Origin of the sequence: Saccharopolyspora mangrovi, from assembly GCF_035320975.1 — a bacterium.
Lineage (GTDB): Bacteria > Actinomycetota > Actinomycetes > Mycobacteriales > Pseudonocardiaceae > Saccharopolyspora > Saccharopolyspora mangrovi.
Genome location: NZ_JAWLNX010000011.1, coordinates 112105 through 127426 on the forward strand (window position 1 = coordinate 112105; position 15322 = coordinate 127426).

Consider the following 15322-nt stretch of genomic DNA (forward strand, 5'->3'; position numbering starts at 1 on the left):
TACAGGACCGCACCACCCTGGTGCAGGTTGGGTGGCGGAACAGGTCGGCACTCCCGACCGCAGGTGCCGAAGCGTGAGCCGCTCCTGGGGCAGGTCAAAACGATCTGCACCTCGAACCAGGCCATGCCGGAGCCGCAGTCGTCGGACTGGCATCGCCGAGCGGGAACGGCGTCGTACAGGACACGGCGTACCAGTTCACCACTGGGGACGTCCTCGAGCTCTGGGGGCACAAACCAGCCTCAGCAGCACGAACAACGCAAGGAGAGCCCCGATGAGACGCTTACGAGCAGACAAGGGCAAGTGCGACGGGCACGCCAACTGCCAGATCGCGGCGCCCGACTTCTTCGACCTCGATGAGGACGGCACCGTTGAAGTTCTCCAGGACGCAGTGGACGAGTCCCAGCAGGCGGAGGTCGAGGAGGCGGTCCGGAACTGCCCGGTCCAGGCCCTCGCTCTCGACCGATGACTCGGCGAGTCGTCATCGTCGGTGCGGGCCTGGCCGGTTTCCGCGCCGCGCAGGAACTGCGCGCGCAGAGATATGACGGGGAGGTCGTGCTGGTCGGAGCGGAGACGCATCCGCCCTACGATCGCCCGCCCCTGTCGAAGCAGGTGCTGGCGGGACAGTGGTCACCGCAGCACGCCTTCCTCGGCGCCGCCGAGGGCACCGGGCTCGACGGTTCCGTCGAGCTTCGGCTCGGTACCACCGCCAAAGCGCTGCACACCGCCGACCACCAGCTGGTGGTGGACACCGGCGAGGCGCTCAGGTTCGATGCCCTGATCATCGCCACTGGCGCCGCACCGCGCACTCTGCCGGGCCGATTACCACCTGGTGTGCACACGCTGCGCACGCTCGACGACTGCACGGCCATTCGGTCGGACCTGCTGCGGGGAGGACCGCTGGTGGTCGTGGGCGGCGGCTTCGTCGGCGCTGAAGTCGCGGCGGTGGCGAGAGAACTCGGCCTGCACGTCACGATCGTCGAGGCGCTCGCCGCACCCCTCGAGCGCGCGGTCGGCGCCTCAGCGGGGGCGATGTGCGGGCAGATCCACGAAGAGCACGGCGTGACGGTCATGTGCAACGTCGCAGTCGAGGGGTGCGACGGCAGCAGCCGTGTTGAACGGGTTCGCCTCAGCGATGGAGCACGTCTCGATGCCGGTCTCGTCGTCGTCGGCATCGGAGTACGTCCGAACACTGGCTGGCTGGAGAACTCCGCCGTGCCGCTCGACGATGGTGTTGTCTGCGACGAGTTCGGCTGCGCCGACCAGGAACATCGCATCTACGCTGCCGGCGACGTCGCGAGCTGGCTCAACCCCAGTACTGGACGCCGGATCCGGGTGGAGCACTGGACCAGCGCCAACGAGCAGGCTCGGATCGTCGCCCACAACATCACCCACCCGCATCAACAGCGGGCCTTGGACGCCGTGCCGTACTTCTGGTCGGACCAGTACGGCCAGAGGATTCAACTCGTCGGTCAGGCAGATCCGGGGATGCGGACGACCGTGCTCACCCGGCCCGGGGGCGGAGCCCACCGGCTCGTGCTGTTCTCGGAGAACGGCGCTCTCTCCGCGGCCTTGGGTTTTGGTTGGACACGAGCGGTCGCCCTGTGCCGGCGGGTCATCACCGGGGGAGGGTCGCTGGACGAAGCGGTGGCTCAGGTCCGGAAAGCCGCCGGCATGGCTGCCTGAAGTTGCATAACCGCACACCGGAAGCGGTGGACACCGGGAATCCGAATCCTGGAAGCCCGGCAGCACCAACCACTCCATCAGCCTCTAATTCGTCCCTGCATCAGCGCTGGACTGGATTAATCGTGCCGCGATCGTGACGGAACTCGTGGTGCACTGCCCATCGGAGAGCCTGAACGCCCATCCGTGCCCGGGGCACACGATGCACCCATCCCGGATCTCGCCCTGCGACAGGTCCGCCATCGCGTGGGGGCAATAGCGCTGGATCTCGTACTCCTGCCCGTTGTCGTGCACGACTGCTCGTTCGTCGAGTTGCTTCCGCCTCTCATAGCGCGCATACGCCCGGTAGCTGTCGGGGTCGGCGAACCGGAGGAAGACCACCAGCGACTCGTTATACTGATCCGGTTCCCTGCTGGCCCGGACTCGTAGGCTCAGCAGCAGTTCTTCCCAGCTCAGCTTCTGGTCCAGCACCAGGTTCAGCAGCTTGTCCTCGATCTCCAACGTGTAGAAGCAGCTTTCGCCGGCGTGTGGGTAGACCGAATCCTCAGACCTGGTGAAATCCACGACCAGGGATTCCGGATGCGCCCCCGTGGTACGGATCAGCATCCTGCCGCCGATGCGTCGCCGGAAGAACGCCGAGGAGGCGATGAGCGGCTGAAAGTGGTCCCGGAGTTTGTTCAGCAGCGACCCTTCCGGAGTCGGGATCGAGTCAAGTTCCCGACGAATCAACGGCAACCGATCGCGCTGATATTCAGCCAGGTAACTCGTCTTGCGCGTGAAGCAATCCGATTTCAACCGCTCTTCGTTGTCGGCCGTGTGATCGGCTTGGTCCACGACTTCGTCACCGGGAAGCAGGACGATCGTTCGATCTGCGAACCCTTCGCGCTGGGCATAACTGTAGAAGTCGGCCTGCGTGGGGAAGATCGAGTCCCCGTCGAAGTTCAAGTCGTAGTGCTGCGTGTCCAGGAAGCAGGGCGGGCCAGCCGTGGGAACCAACCACCGCGCCCGCGAGGCGATGAACGTCTTGTGGACCGTCGCGAACTTGTTCTCCCGCTTGGCTCGGGAGATCTCCTTCTTGCGCTCAGGGGTGTAGTCGTACACGTACGGATGCCAATTCGCCCCGGAGAACTGCATGAAAAGGTAGTCGATGTCGAAGGAGTCCCGGATCCAGTTCAGGTCCTTGGCCGACACCTTCATGTCGTTGACGTCGACGATGGTCGTCTCCGGGGTTTCGATGACGAGCGTGCAGTCGTCCCAGATCGGAACCGATTGCACGACCGGCGTCAGCACCAGGTCATCGGAGAGGTTCACCTTGTGGTGCGACGGCGCGACCACGACTTCGTTCGGAACGTTGCCCTTCAGCTCGTTCAGCAAGTAGTCATCGGTGTATTGAGGAATGACGATTTTGGTCCACGGGCTGAGCGTCCGAAGAAAATCGACATCGAAATGATCCCGATGCTCGTGCGAGAGCACAACGTAGTCTACTTCGCGCAGCGCACCGAGGTCGAGGTAATCGTTCCGCGGAAACTGATGCCAACTCGACAGGAACGCCCCCCTTGACGAGAACCACGGGTCCGTCACCAGCGATGCCGTTGGCGTCTGAACAAAGATGCTGGCATGCCCGTAAAAACGGACGAAAGTGTTCAGATCTTCCATCATTCCCCCTCGTCCACTCCCCGAGGAGCGGCGTCACGTCCTCGCCATTATCCCCATGAAGTCCACAGCCACCGCAAGGCCATTGGTCTCTGGTCAGGACTTTAGCCCCCGCAAGGCCGTTCCCATGATCTAATGACCCGGTGTTGCAGCTGCCGCCCATAAGACACCGCTAATCTCGGCATCACAACAAGGAATCACTCGATCGAGTGATTTCCGCTTTCGCCGATCAATGCTTGCCGTAGCTAGTGCACAGTGGTGGTTGAGGGGTGAATATGGGAAAAGCAAAGCGGCGAACCACCTCCGCCTCATCGATACTGACCAAAGATCTACGAACGCGGTACCACCCGGTCGCGGTGCGGTTGCCAGGAGCAGGCGCTGGGGACGCGGGCTCGTCATGGAGGTGGGGAGAACTATGAGATTCCTGGTCACCGGCGGCGCGGGATTCATTGGATCACATCTGACCGAGTACCTGTTGCGAATCGGAAACGAGGTCCTGGTGCTCGACGATCTCAGCACGGGCGCCCAACGAAATCTCGAGTTCGCGTCCGAAGAACCCGGACTGCAGATCGCCGAGGGGTCAGTGCTCGACTCCGAACTCGTGAACCGATGCGCCTCCGGGGTCGACGGGATCTTCCACCTCGCTGCGGCCGTCGGCACCTTCACGATCTCGCAGAAGACCCTCGAGAGCCTTCAGACGAACATCCACGGAACCGAGACCGTCCTCGACGCGGCATGCCGTCATCAACGCCCCGTCCTCGTGGCCTCCACGAGCGAGGTGTACGGCCGGAACACCAAGATCGGCCTCACCGAGGACGACGACCTGGTCCTCGGCACACCGTTGCACAGCCGTTGGTCCTACGCGGAAGCGAAGGCGCTGGACGAGACGCTCGCTTACGCCCACGCGGCAGAGCACGGGCTTCGCGCGGTGATCGCGCGGCTGTTCAACACCGTGGGGCCAGGCCAGAACAGCCGCTACGGAATGGTCATCCCTCGTTTCGTCGAGCAAGCTCTGGCCGGGGAGGCGCTGACGGTCTTCGGAGACGGTCAGCAGATCAGGTGCTTCTGCCACGTGCACGATGTTGTTCCCGCTCTGGTTGCCCTGCTCCGCGATGGTCGCGCTTACGGCCAGGTGTTCAACGTCGGCAGCTCCGAACAGGTGACCATCGAAGAACTCGCGCGGCGTGTCATCGCGATCACGGGATCCTCGAGCGATATCACGCACGTCCCCTACGAGGACGTCTTCGGCCCTGGCTATCAAGACACACTGCGCCGAGTACCGGATTGCGGCAAGGTGCGCGCGCAGATCGGCTTCTCGCCGGAGCGCAACCTCGACCAGATCATCGAGTCCGTCGCCGCTCAAGCTCGCGCCGCCCCGAAACCGGCGCTGAAGTCGGGAGGCTGAGTCGGGGTGCCCACCCAAAGGACGCCGGCGGGCAGAGCACGGCGAGGACCCCGCACGATCCAGCTCAGCACGCTGGTGCTCTTGCTCGCAGCGGCCTGCGCGAGCCCGGGCTCCTCCCAGGCCCCGGGGTGTGACCCTGAACAAATCGCCGTCTTATCCGTGCCGTACTGGAACCTGACCGACGGTGCAGCGAACGTGCAGGCGCACGCCCGGTCCCTGACCGGAACCTCGCCCTGGGTCTACGGCGTTCGCCCGGACGGTGAGATCTCCCCCCACGAGCCCAACCTCTCCGCAGAGGAGAGGAGAAGCCTCGAATCGATCTACGCGTCGGGGCTGACCACCATTCCCACGGTCGCGAACCACTTCGACGGAGGTTGGCAGTACGCGCCCGTCGCCCGGATGTTGCACGATCCGGCCGTGATGCGGAAGCACATCGAGGACCTCACCGCCTTGGCGGTCACTCAGAACTTCGCGGGGATCGACATCGACTACGAGGAACTCCGCGCCGTTGACCGAACCGCGTTCACTGAGTTCGTGACCAGTTTGGGAGAAGCGCTGCACAGCAGGGGAAAGCAGCTGGCAGTGACCGTCTCGGCCAAGACGAGCGACGAGGGCGAAGCCGAGCCCAACCGCGCCCAGGACTACGGAGCGATCGCGCGAGCGGCCGACGAGGTTCGCGTAATGGCCTACGACTACCACTGGGAATCGTCCGAACCCGGCCCGATCGCGCCCGGTCATTGGGTGCGCGACGTGCTCGCCTACGCGACGACACAGGTCGAGCCGAGCAAGATCGTTCTGGGAGTCCCGGTTTACGGCTACGACTGGAGCACGGGTGTGGCACCTCCCGTCTCGTGGGCCCGCGCCCACGAGTTGAGCCAGCAGCACGACGCGGAAGTGCAGTGGGACGAGCGGAGTGAGACGCCGTGGTTCCACTACTGGGACGGCGGTACCCAGCACACGGTGTGGTTCGAAAACGCCCACAGCTCGGCGGTCAAGTTCCAGCTCGCCCGGGAATTCGGCGTCCGAGGCGTGTACCTCTGGGTTTTCGGGCCGGAGGACGAGCGGATGTGGGAGACGATGGCGTCCACAGGTGCTGCGAGACCCTGCTGAGCTCGTTCGACCCGCCGGATGCCGCCTCGACGTTCCGTCAGCGCCCTCACCGCCGCGATGCGGCGCTCCCGAGCGGGCGGATGGCTCGGGAGCGCCGCGCGGGGCTCAGGCGAGGACCGGGGTGTGCTCGGCGACCGGCCCGAAGAGGGCTTCCGAGCGCAGCGCCGCGTAGCCGGGCTTGATGACCTCGTTGATCAGCGCCAGGCGCTGGTCGAACGGGATGAACGCCGACTTCATCGCGTTGACGGTGAACCACTGCAGGTCGTCGAGCGAGTAGCCGAAGTTGTCGACGAGCTCGCTGAACTCCGCGGACATCGACGTCTGGCTCATCAGCCGGTTGTCGGTGTTGACGGTGACCCGGAAGTTCAGCCGCCGCAGCAGGGCGATCGGGTGCTCGGCCACCGACGGCACCGTGCCGGTGTGCACGTTCGAGCGCGGGCACATCTCCAGCGGGATGCGCCGGTCGCGGACGAACGAGGCCAGCCGGCCCAGCCTCGCGCTGCCGTCCTCGGCGATGTCGATGTCGTCGACGATGCGCACGCCGTGGCCCAGCCGGGCCGCGCCGCACCACTGGATGGACTCCCAGATCGACGGCAGCCCGAAGCCCTCACCTGCGTGGATGGTGAAGTGGCAGTTCTCCCGGCGCAGGTACTCGAACGCCTCCAGCGAGCGGGTGGGCGGGAACCCCGCTTCGGGGCCGGCGATGTCGAAGCCCACGACACCCTCGTCCCGGTACTTCACGGTGAGCTCGGCGATCTCGGCGGCCCTCGACTCCTGGCGCATGGCGCACAGCAGGACGCCGATGCGGATGCGGTTGCCCGCCTCGCGCGCCCGGGCCGCGCCGCGGCGGAAACCGTCCAGGATCGCCTCGACGACCTCGTCCAGCGAGAGGCCTCCCTGCGTGCTCAGCTCCGGTGCGTAGCGGACCTCGGCGTACACGACGCCGTCGGCCGCCAGGTCTTCGGCGCACTCGGCGGCGACCCTGCTGATCGCGGGCGCGGTCTGCATGACGCCGACGGTGTGCGTGAAGCGCTCCAGGTACTCCTCCAGCGAACCCGCCTCCGTCGCGGCGGCGAACCACGCGCGGATCTCGTCGGTGTCCCTGGTCGGCAGCGCGTCGTAGCCCTGCTGCTCGGCCAGCTCCGCGACCGTCTCGGGCCGCAACCCGCCGTCGAGGTGGTCGTGCAGCAGCACCTTCGGGGCGCGGTGGATCTGGTCGGCGGTCGGTACGTCGGCCACGTGCTCCTCCTAGTTGTTCTCCGATTGCGGGGTCTTGATCAGCAGCGCGGTGATCAGCGCGAGGGCGACGAACCCGCCCGCGGTCCACAGCGCTGCGTGGAAGGCGTCGAAGGTGGGGGCGCCATCGCCGCTGGTCGCGGTGACAGCGCTGGCGGCCACGGCGATGCCCAGCGAAGCGCCGATGCCGAAGCAGGCGCCGTTGAGCCCGGGCAGCGAACCGGGCTTGTCCTCCGGCGCGAGCGCCACCGCGAGGCCGGTGAGCGCGGTGAGCATGTACCCGGTGTAGGTGATGCCCAGGACCGCCAGCGCGGCCAGGACGACCACCTGCGACCGCGGCACCAGCACCAGCGGCACCAGCGCGGCCGCCGTGCCCGCGGCACCGATCAGCACCGAGAGCCGCCAGCCGATGCGGGGACCGAAGTGCCCGACCAGCGGTGCGGCGATGACACCGAGCGCCGAGGCGGGGGTCAGGTACAGCAGGGCCGACATCGTCGCCGAGAGGCCGTAGCCCTCCCCCGCGGTCTGGGTCAGCAGCGGGATGGTGAAGTTCAGCATCCCGAACACCCCGGCCAGGGTGAAGATCGTGGTCAGCAGCAGCGGCCAGCCGGCGCGCGAGGCCAGCACCGAGGTGTCGATGATCGCGTTCTGCTTCCCGCGCTCCGCGACGGCGAACAGCACGAGGGCCAGCACTCCCCCGACGAGCAGCGTCAGCGTGGGCACCGACGACCAGCCCCAGCTGCTGCCCTCGTTGAGCGCGAGCAGGATGCCGGTGAGCCCGATGCCGAGCAGGGCCGCGCCGGTCCAGTCCATCCGTCCCGCGGCGGTGCCGGTGGCCGGCACCCAGAAGTGCACCGCGACCAGGGCGATCACCGCGATCAGCCCGGTGATCAGGAAGATCCCGCGGAATCCGACGGAGTCGGCCACGGACCCGCCGATGACCGTGTCGACACCGGCGATGCCGCCGTTGACCGCGGTGATGATGCCGAGCGATCGGCCGAACTTCCGCGGCGGGAGGGATTCGTGCAGCGTCAGGTAGGCCAGCGTGAACGTCGCCGCGGACACGCCCTGCAGGCTCCGGCCGATGATGAACAGCTCGATGTTCGGCGCGAGCACGCAGACCAGCTCCCCGACCAAGGCGACCACGAGCGTCATCAGCAGCATCCGCCGACGCCCGACGTAGTCGCTGAGCCGCGCCAGCGTCACCTGACCGATCGCCGAGAACAGGAAGAACAACGTCTGGGAAAGCCCGCCCGCACCGCTGGTGGTGCCCAAGCTGTCGATCACGTTGGGCAGCGCTGGTGAGAGCATGGTGGCGTTGATCTGGTACCCGGCGACCGCCAGGACCAGGGCGGTGAGCAGGGCTGTCGAGCGCACCGGTGGTGCGCTGGTGGACGACGGGGCGCCAACTGCAGTCATGGGAACCTCCGCGTTGAGGCGATTCGAGGGGCGGGCAGCGGCGTGGTGGACGACCGGGTGCCGCCAGGTGAAGGAACTTGTCTGACATGTTCCGTGTATTGGCGGAAGGGTTTACCGGCTTCAGCCCTGCCCCGTCAAGAGTCGTTGCTGCGATTTTTTCCGATCAACGGGCCCGATTCCGGGGTTTGACGAGCGGGCCCCACTCTTCTAACTTGTCTGACATCAACCCAAACAGGGGGTGCGACGTGGCGGCCAGACGACCGCAACGGCGACCGGTCGTGGAGCTCTACGAGCGGGTCGTCGAGGCAATCCGGCAGGGGACCTACCCGCCGGGATCGACGCTGCCGTCCGAGCCCGACCTCGCCGCTGACCTCGGAGTGAGCAGGCCGGCGCTGCGCGAGGCCCTCCTGCTGCTGCAGGAGGACGGCGTGATCACCGTTCGGCGCGGCGTGGGGCGGACCGTCAACGGCCGCCCGGCCAGGCGCGGCTTCGAACGGCTGCAGCCCGTCGAGGCATTGTTCGGCGCGGACGGGGCCAAGATCCGGCCGCTGGCCAGGGTGCTGGAGGAACCGACCGATCTGGTCATGCAGCACCTACCGGTCCCGGCCAGCTGCGAGATCTGGTTCTGGGAGAGCGTCGTCGACATCGACGGCGTGCCCAGCGGCCTGGTCGAGGAGTGGAGCGCGCACGACGAGGCGCTGGCCGCCGTCGACCCGTCGCTGCCCGCGGCGTTGGCGGACGCCGAGGCGCAACCGAGCACCATGCTGCACGTGGTGTCCTCGCTCGACCCCTACTTGCCGTTGAGCGGATCGAGCTCGGTGAGCGCGACGGTGCTCGGCCGGCGGCGGGGCGAGGTCCTCGACCGCTCGCCGGACACCCCGGTCGTGCTGATCACCCAGGTCGTCTCCGTCGAGCGCACGCCGCTGCTCGCGGCGAAGTACGTGTTGCCCAGCGGCGCACCGAGCATTCCGGTGCGCCAATCCCGTTGAGAAGTCCCGGTTCCGCGACGCGGACCGGTGGTCGAGAGCACGCGCGCGGAAGAGCGGTGCACGACCCCGAAAGCAGAAAGGCACGCAACCGATGGCGCCCAAGAGAACACTGATCGTCGACTGCGACACCGGGATCGACGACGCCCTCGCGCTGCTCTACCTGCTCGGGGATCCAGACGTGGAGCTCAGCGCGGTCACCACGGTTTTCGGCAACACCGACGCCGACACCGCGGCGCTCAACACGCTCCGGGTGCTGGAACTGGCCGGACGATCGGACATCCCGGTCGCCGTGGGCGCGCGCAGCAACTGGTGCGGTGAAGCGCATCTCGCGCCCTACGTGCACGGCTCCGACGGCCTGGGCAACACGAACCTGCCCGCGCCGACGACGACTCCGAGCCCGGAGCCGGCCGCCGAGCTGATCGTGCGGCTCGCGCGGGAGAACCCGGGCAGCACGCACCTGCTCGCCATCGGTCCGCTGACCAACCTCGCCACCGCTCTGCTGCTCGAACCGGAACTGCCCCAGCTCGTCGCGCACGTGACGGTCATGGGTGGCGCGGTGCGGCACCCGGGCAACGCCACACCTGCCGCCGAGGCCAACATCCACAACGACCCGGAGGCGGCTCGGATGGTGCTGCGGGCGGGCTGGCCGGTCACCCTGGTCCCGCTGGACGCCACCATGTGCGAAGTCCTCACCGAGCAGCACCAGCGGCGCCTCGCCGAATGCGGTTCGCCCGCAACCGCGTTCACCTCGTCCATCCTGGACCAGTACTTCGACTTCTACGAACGCGACATCTTCGGCGAACGTCGGGCGGCCTGCCACGACCCGCTGGCCGCGGCGATCGCGGCCGGTGACGTCGAGCCGGTGCTGGCGCCGGTCGTGGCCACCGACGTCGACACCGGAGACGGTCCCGGGCGCGGCGCGACCATCGCCGACGTCCGCGGCCAGTACCAGAACTTCCCCGCGCAGGAGGGCGCGAACGTGCGCGTGGTCCTCGAGACCGACCGCACGTTTTCGGACCTGCTGGTCGACCGGCTCTGCGGTGCGCCCGAACGCGCTCAGCAGGTCGCCTGACCGGGACGAGAGCAGGGAGGACGAGCGATGTCGCGCGAACTGGACGTCGTCGTGGTCGGGTCGCTGAACGTCGACCTCACCGCCGGGGTGCACCGCCACCCGCGACAGGGGGAAACCGTGCGGGCGACCGCGCTGACCACCGGACCCGGCGGGAAGGGGGCGAACCAAGCCGTGGCCGCCGCACGGCTGGGCGCCCGCACGGCCCTGATCGGCCGGGTCGGAGCCGACGCGCACGGGCAGGACCTGCTGGCCGCGCTGGGCGCCGACGGAGTCGAGACCGCGCGCACGCTCCGCGACGAGTCGGCGGCCACCGGAACCGCGCTGATCAACGTGGCCGAGACCGGGGAGAACTCCATCGTCGTGGCCGCGGGCGCCAACGCGCACGTGTCCCCGGACGACCTCGCCGCCGCGAGGCCGCTGATCGACTCAGCGCGGGTCGTCTCGGTGGTCCTGGAGGTTCCGGTCGATGCCGTGTGCGCGGCGGCGCGCGCCGCACGCGATGCCGGCGCGCGCCTGGCGCTGAACCTCTCGCCCGTGGTCGACCTGCCCGCCGAGGTGCTCGCCGCCGCCGATCCGCTGATCGTCAACGAGCACGAAGCGCGGGAAGTGCTGCAGCGCAACGGGGTCCAGCTCCCCGGCGAGGAAGTCGGCTACGCCGAGGCGCTGCGCCAGGTCGGTGCGCGATCGGTCGTGGTCACCTTGGGCCCGCGCGGCGCGGCGGTCACCGAGCCCGGCCACGCCGAGCACGTACCCGGGGCACCGGCCGACGCGGTCGACACCACCGGAGCCGGAGACGCCTTCGCCGCCACCGTGGCCTGGCGCGTCGGCCAGGGCGACGCGCTCGCCGAGGCCGCCCGGTGGGCCACCCGCGTCGCCGCCCGCAGCGTGCAGCAACCCGGCGCCCAGCCGTCCTACCCGAAGCTCGCGGACGTCGTCAGCTGATCGGGGGCCGGTGCTCGCCGGCCCCGTTTCCGCCCGCACAGCCGTGAAATGACGCGCGCGGTGTTGTTCGCCGATCACGTGCGCGCTCCCCTCCCGGTCGCGAATCGCGGTCCCCGTTGAGGTGTGGGTCGCGGAGACCCGGGTAGCCCCTTGTTAGCCGTTCGACGCGTTGGTACGCGCGATCTTCGCTCGCGGAAGCGCGCGAAGAACGGTCGTGGGGCGGGAGGAGGACTTTTCGTGACGGTGGCAAATAACCAACAGGGCCAGAGTTCCGCAGTTTCCAGGCAACAGGCGAGCAGTCTCGCCGACGTCGTGGACCTCATCTTGGAGAAGGGCCTGGTGATCGACGCGTTCGTCCGCGTGTCGCTGGTCGGCATCGAGCTGATCACCATCGACGCGCGCGTGGTCGTGGCCAGTGTGGACACCTACCTGCGGTTCGCCGAGGCGACCAACCGGCTCGACCTGCACGAGAAGGGCGGCAAGGACCTGCCCGAGCTCGTCGAGGGCGTCACCGAGGGCGGTTCGGAGGGCAAGACGAAGGGAATGATCGAGGCGGCCAAGGACAAGGTCGACGAGTTCCGCGACGACAGCCGCGAACGGGAGCAGGAGCCGGCGGCGCGACCGAAGCGACGCGCCCAGCGGAAGGAGCGGGAGGAATGACCGCGGAGACCGATCGCCAGCACAGCCGTGAGCAGACGAGGCGCGGCACCTACGTCTACGGGATCACGCGCGCGCGGAAGTCCGCGCCGGGCGAGCTCCCCGCTGTCGGGGGCGAGTCCGGGGTGCGCGTGGTCTCGCGCGGCGGATTGTCGGCGCTGGTCAGCGACCTGGAGATCAACCGCCCGTTGGGCACACCCGAGGACCTGCTGGCGCACGAGCGGGTGCTGGACGCCGTCGCAGCCGAGACGACCGTGCTGCCGATGCGGTTCGGCGCGGTCCTCACCGACGCCGACGCCGTCGCCGAGGAACTCCTCGAACCCCATCGCGAGCAGTTCGAATCGACGCTGGCCGAACTGGATGGCGCGGTCCAGTACGCGGTCCGCGGGACCTACCTGGCCGATGAGCACCTGCGCGAGGTCGTCGAGGAGCAACCCGTGATCGCCGAGCTGCGCGATCGACTGCTGGGCGTCGCGGACGAGGCTCCTCCGGACGAACGAGTTCGGCTGGGAGAAATGGTCCACGACGCCGTGCTCGCCAAGCGGCAGGCCGACGCGGAGCGCCTGGTCCAGGCGATCGGCCCGACCGCGCTGCGCTCCCAGGTACACGAGGTGGTCGGCGAATCGGAAGCGCTGCACGTGTCCTTCCTCGTCGATCGGGATCAGGTCCCGGACTTCGACGCCCGGCTCGAGGAGCTCGCGCTGCAGTGGACCGAGCGGATGAGCCTGCGCCAGATCGGCCCGCTCGCGCCGTACGACTTCCTGGGCGGGGACTGACATGGGTCTGATCACGACGTTCCTGGACCTGCCCTTGAAACCGGCCCGAGCGACGGTGTGGGTGGCCGAGAAGCTCAAGGAGGCGGCGGAGGCCGAGTACTACGACCCCGCGGTGGTGCGCAACGAACTGGCGCGGGTCGAGGACGCGCACGCCGCGGGGGAACTGACCGACGAGCAGCGGGACGACCTCCAGAAGGCGCTGCTGGACCGCCTGATGGAGGCGCAGGACCTGGCCGAGGAGACGTGATCCGCAGTGGACGGTGATGCGAGGGACGAGGCGAAGTCGCGCGGGGACCGTCCGGGGCAACGCCGGGCATCGGAGCGCACCGAGCCACGACGCCGACGCGAGGCGGAGCAGGAGGACGCGCGTCCCGCTCGGGAGCGCGCGCCGCAGCTCGAGGCGGCGGAGGCCGCGAAGCTCGCGGTGGACCACGTCACCGCGCTCACCGGGCGCGACCCGGAGGGAGTCACCTCGCTGGAACCCACCGACGACGGGTGGCTCGTGGGCGTCGAAGTCGTCGAGAGCCGTCGGGTGCCCGACAGCACGGACGTCATGGCGGTGTACGAGGCCGCGGTGGACCACGGCGGCCGGCTCGTCTCCTACCGCCGCGTCGACCGCTACGCGCGCGGACGCGGCAACGAGCGCTGATCGAGGAGGCACCGGATGACCGAACCCAACGGCGGCAGAGCAGGTCCGCCTGCGAGGTACGGGCAGGCGGGGGCGCTGTCCGCCCGGTCCGAGTCGGCGAACCTGGCCGACATCCTCGAGCGCGTGCTCGACAAGGGCATCGTGATCGCCGGTGACATCCGCGTCAACCTGCTCGACATCGAGCTGCTCACCATCAAGCTCCGCCTCGTGGTGGCCTCCGTGGAGCGAGCGCGCGAGATGGGCATCGACTGGTGGGAGCACGACCCGTCGCTGTCCTCGGGACAGCGGGACCTCGCCCACGAGAACCGGCGCCTGCAGCAGAAGGTGCGCGAGCTCGAGTCCGGGTCCGGGTCCGCCGAGGCTCCCCCGGACGTCGACGAGCACGAGGAGGGGCGCGGTGGCTGAAGCGTTGACCTACTTGTACGCGATCACGCGCGGAACGGAACCGGATCTCGTCCGCGGGCTGGAAGGGATCGCCGGGTCGGGCGTCCGCTGGATCGAGGTCGCGGACCTGGGTGCCCTGGTCAGCGATGTCGACGAGGACGAGTTCGGCGAGGCGGCGCTGCGCCGCAACCTGGAGGACCTCGAGTGGCTGGGCACCACAGTCCGCGCTCACAACAGGGTCGTCGAGGCGGCCGCCGCCGCCCTGCCGGTGGCACCGATGGGCCTGGCCACCGTCTACTACGGCGACGACCGCGTCCGCGAGCGCATCGCCGAGCGCGCCGAGGGGTTCGAGTCCGTGCTCGACAGGGTCACCGGTCGCACGGAGTGGGGTGTCAAGGCGTTCGCGGACCTCTCCGCCGCTCCGGCCGATCCCGGCGAACCCGAGAGCGAGCGTCCCGGCACCGCCTACCTGCGGAAGGTCCGCCACCGCACCAAGTCCCGGGAGGAGTCGAAGCAGGAGGCGCTGCAGCAGGCGGCCGACGTCCACGCCTCGCTGGCGGAGCTCGCGGAGGAGTCGCGCACCCACCCGCCGCAGAGCCGCGAACTCGCGGGCTACGACGGAGTGATGGTGCTCAACGGCGCTTACCTCGTCGACGACGCGCGCGCCGACCTCCTCGTGGAGGAGGTGCGGGAGCTGGCGGAACGCCACCCGAAGCTCAGGGTGGAGCTCACCGGACCGTGGCCCCCGTACTCCTTCGCCACGATCCTGGAAGACGAGCGGGAAACGCCATGACCTCCGAGCCACGCGACCTGTCGCCGGTGGAGCTGCGCGGCCCCGGCGAGGTCGCGCTGGTCGACCTGCTGGACCGGCTCCTGGCAGGGGGCGTGGTCATCACCGGCGACGTCACGATCTCGCTCGCGGACGTCGACCTGGTCAAGATCTCCCTGCGGGCCCTGATCAGCTCCGTCCAGGCGGAGATCCCGGCGCAGGAGGTATCACGCGATGACTGAGCCGCACGACAACGCGCAGCTGCCCTCCCGGCGCTTGCAGAACCGGATCGAAACCGACTCCGAGTCGATCAAGCGCGACCTCGTGCGGCTGGTGCTCACCATCGTCGAGCTCGTGCGTCAGCTGATGGAGCGCCAGGCGCTGCGCCGGGTCGACGAAGGCGACCTGTCCGAGGAGCAGGTCGAGGAGATCGGCCTCGCCCTCATGCAGCTGGAGGAAGCGCTCTCCGAACTCCGGGACCACTTCGGTCTCGCACCGGAGGACCTCAACCTCGACCTCGGACCGCTCGGGCCGCTGCTCCCCGACGAGCGGGACCGGCCTTGAGCGGTGAGGCGGCGACG

Annotated in this window: 18 protein-coding genes; 15 read left to right on the forward strand and 3 right to left on the reverse strand. The window is 68.6% G+C overall.

The features are described 5' to 3' along the window. Positions 1-271 precede the first annotated feature (271 nt). The gene (locus tag R4I43_RS17380; RefSeq protein WP_324266676.1) at positions 272-466 is read left to right on the forward strand and encodes a ferredoxin; all 195 of its coding nucleotides are present in this window, start codon (positions 272-274) and stop codon (positions 464-466) included. After that, positions 463-1683: an NAD(P)/FAD-dependent oxidoreductase gene (locus R4I43_RS17385; protein ID WP_324266677.1), complete on the forward strand. Its 1221-nt coding sequence runs from the start codon at positions 463-465 to the stop codon at positions 1681-1683. Before R4I43_RS17380 ends, R4I43_RS17385 begins: the two co-directional genes overlap by 4 nt. An 84-nt stretch (positions 1684-1767) precedes the next feature. Here the strand turns inward: R4I43_RS17385 and R4I43_RS17390 are convergent, their stop codons facing one another. After that, a complete protein-coding gene (locus R4I43_RS17390) occupies positions 1768-3339 on the reverse strand; it encodes a Rieske 2Fe-2S domain-containing protein (protein WP_324266678.1) in 1572 nt (523 codons plus the stop codon). Positions 3340-3748: 409 nt separating this feature from the next. On the opposite strand from R4I43_RS17390, the gene R4I43_RS17395 reads away from it, so the two are divergent. Both R4I43_RS17395 and R4I43_RS17400 read left to right on the forward strand, forming a co-directional pair. Continuing rightward, positions 3749-4738 carry an NAD-dependent epimerase/dehydratase family protein gene (locus R4I43_RS17395; RefSeq protein ID WP_324266764.1) on the forward strand — a complete coding sequence of 330 codons (990 nt, stop codon included), beginning with the start codon at positions 3749-3751 and terminating at the stop codon, positions 4736-4738. Positions 4739-4897: 159 nt separating this feature from the next. After that, positions 4898-5848, forward strand: coding sequence for a glycosyl hydrolase family 18 protein (locus R4I43_RS17400; protein ID WP_324266679.1), 951 nt, complete (start codon positions 4898-4900; stop codon positions 5846-5848). Between the two features lie 105 nt (positions 5849-5953). Here the strand turns inward: R4I43_RS17400 and R4I43_RS17405 are convergent, their stop codons facing one another. Both R4I43_RS17405 and R4I43_RS17410 read right to left on the reverse strand, forming a co-directional pair. Next, positions 5954-7087, reverse strand: a complete 1134-nt coding sequence (locus R4I43_RS17405) for an adenosine deaminase (protein WP_324266680.1) — start codon at positions 7085-7087, stop codon at positions 5954-5956. A gap of 9 nt (positions 7088-7096) precedes the next feature. Continuing rightward, positions 7097-8602 (reverse strand): MFS transporter, encoded by a 1506-nt coding sequence (locus tag R4I43_RS17410; RefSeq protein WP_324266765.1) that lies wholly within the window; start codon positions 8600-8602, stop codon positions 7097-7099. A gap of 146 nt (positions 8603-8748) precedes the next feature. Here R4I43_RS17410 and R4I43_RS17415 point away from each other — a divergent pair, with 146 nt between their 5' ends. The 11 genes from R4I43_RS17415 (at position 8749) to R4I43_RS17465 (ending at position 15305) form a co-directional block, all read left to right on the forward strand. Then, positions 8749-9492 carry a GntR family transcriptional regulator gene (locus R4I43_RS17415; RefSeq protein WP_324266681.1) on the forward strand — a complete coding sequence of 248 codons (744 nt, stop codon included), beginning with the start codon at positions 8749-8751 and terminating at the stop codon, positions 9490-9492. 91 nt (positions 9493-9583) lie between these two features. Then, positions 9584-10564, forward strand: a complete 981-nt coding sequence (locus R4I43_RS17420) for a nucleoside hydrolase (RefSeq protein ID WP_324266682.1) — start codon at positions 9584-9586, stop codon at positions 10562-10564. A 27-nt stretch (positions 10565-10591) separates the two neighbouring features. Continuing rightward, on the forward strand, positions 10592-11506 hold the full coding sequence (locus R4I43_RS17425) for a ribokinase (protein WP_324266683.1): 915 nt from the start codon (positions 10592-10594) through the stop codon (positions 11504-11506). 237 nt (positions 11507-11743) lie between these two features. Then, the gene (gene gvpJ, locus R4I43_RS17430; RefSeq protein WP_324266684.1) at positions 11744-12166 is read left to right on the forward strand and encodes a gas vesicle protein GvpJ; all 423 of its coding nucleotides are present in this window, start codon (positions 11744-11746) and stop codon (positions 12164-12166) included. Next, positions 12163-12939 (forward strand): GvpL/GvpF family gas vesicle protein, encoded by a 777-nt coding sequence (locus R4I43_RS17435; RefSeq protein ID WP_324266685.1) that lies wholly within the window; start codon positions 12163-12165, stop codon positions 12937-12939. Before gvpJ ends, R4I43_RS17435 begins: the two co-directional genes overlap by 4 nt. Position 12940: 1 nt before the next feature. After that, on the forward strand, positions 12941-13186 hold the full coding sequence (locus R4I43_RS17440; RefSeq protein ID WP_324266686.1) for a gas vesicle protein GvpG: 246 nt from the start codon (positions 12941-12943) through the stop codon (positions 13184-13186). A 6-nt stretch (positions 13187-13192) separates the two neighbouring features. Further along, positions 13193-13588 carry a gas vesicle protein GvpO gene (gene gvpO, locus R4I43_RS17445; RefSeq protein WP_324266687.1) on the forward strand — a complete coding sequence of 132 codons (396 nt, stop codon included), beginning with the start codon at positions 13193-13195 and terminating at the stop codon, positions 13586-13588. A 15-nt stretch (positions 13589-13603) separates the two neighbouring features. Then, a complete protein-coding gene (locus R4I43_RS17450; protein ID WP_324266688.1) occupies positions 13604-13993 on the forward strand; it encodes a gas vesicle protein in 390 nt (129 codons plus the stop codon). Beyond that, positions 13986-14765: a GvpL/GvpF family gas vesicle protein gene (locus R4I43_RS17455; protein WP_324266689.1), complete on the forward strand. Its 780-nt coding sequence runs from the start codon at positions 13986-13988 to the stop codon at positions 14763-14765. The genes R4I43_RS17450 and R4I43_RS17455 overlap by 8 nt, the downstream gene beginning before the upstream one ends. Beyond that, positions 14762-14983: a gas vesicle protein gene (locus R4I43_RS17460; protein ID WP_324266690.1), complete on the forward strand. Its 222-nt coding sequence runs from the start codon at positions 14762-14764 to the stop codon at positions 14981-14983. The genes R4I43_RS17455 and R4I43_RS17460 overlap by 4 nt, the downstream gene beginning before the upstream one ends. Beyond that, positions 14976-15305: a gas vesicle protein K gene (locus R4I43_RS17465; RefSeq protein ID WP_324266691.1), complete on the forward strand. Its 330-nt coding sequence runs from the start codon at positions 14976-14978 to the stop codon at positions 15303-15305. The genes R4I43_RS17460 and R4I43_RS17465 overlap by 8 nt, the downstream gene beginning before the upstream one ends. The last annotated feature ends 17 nt before the right edge of the window (positions 15306-15322 follow it).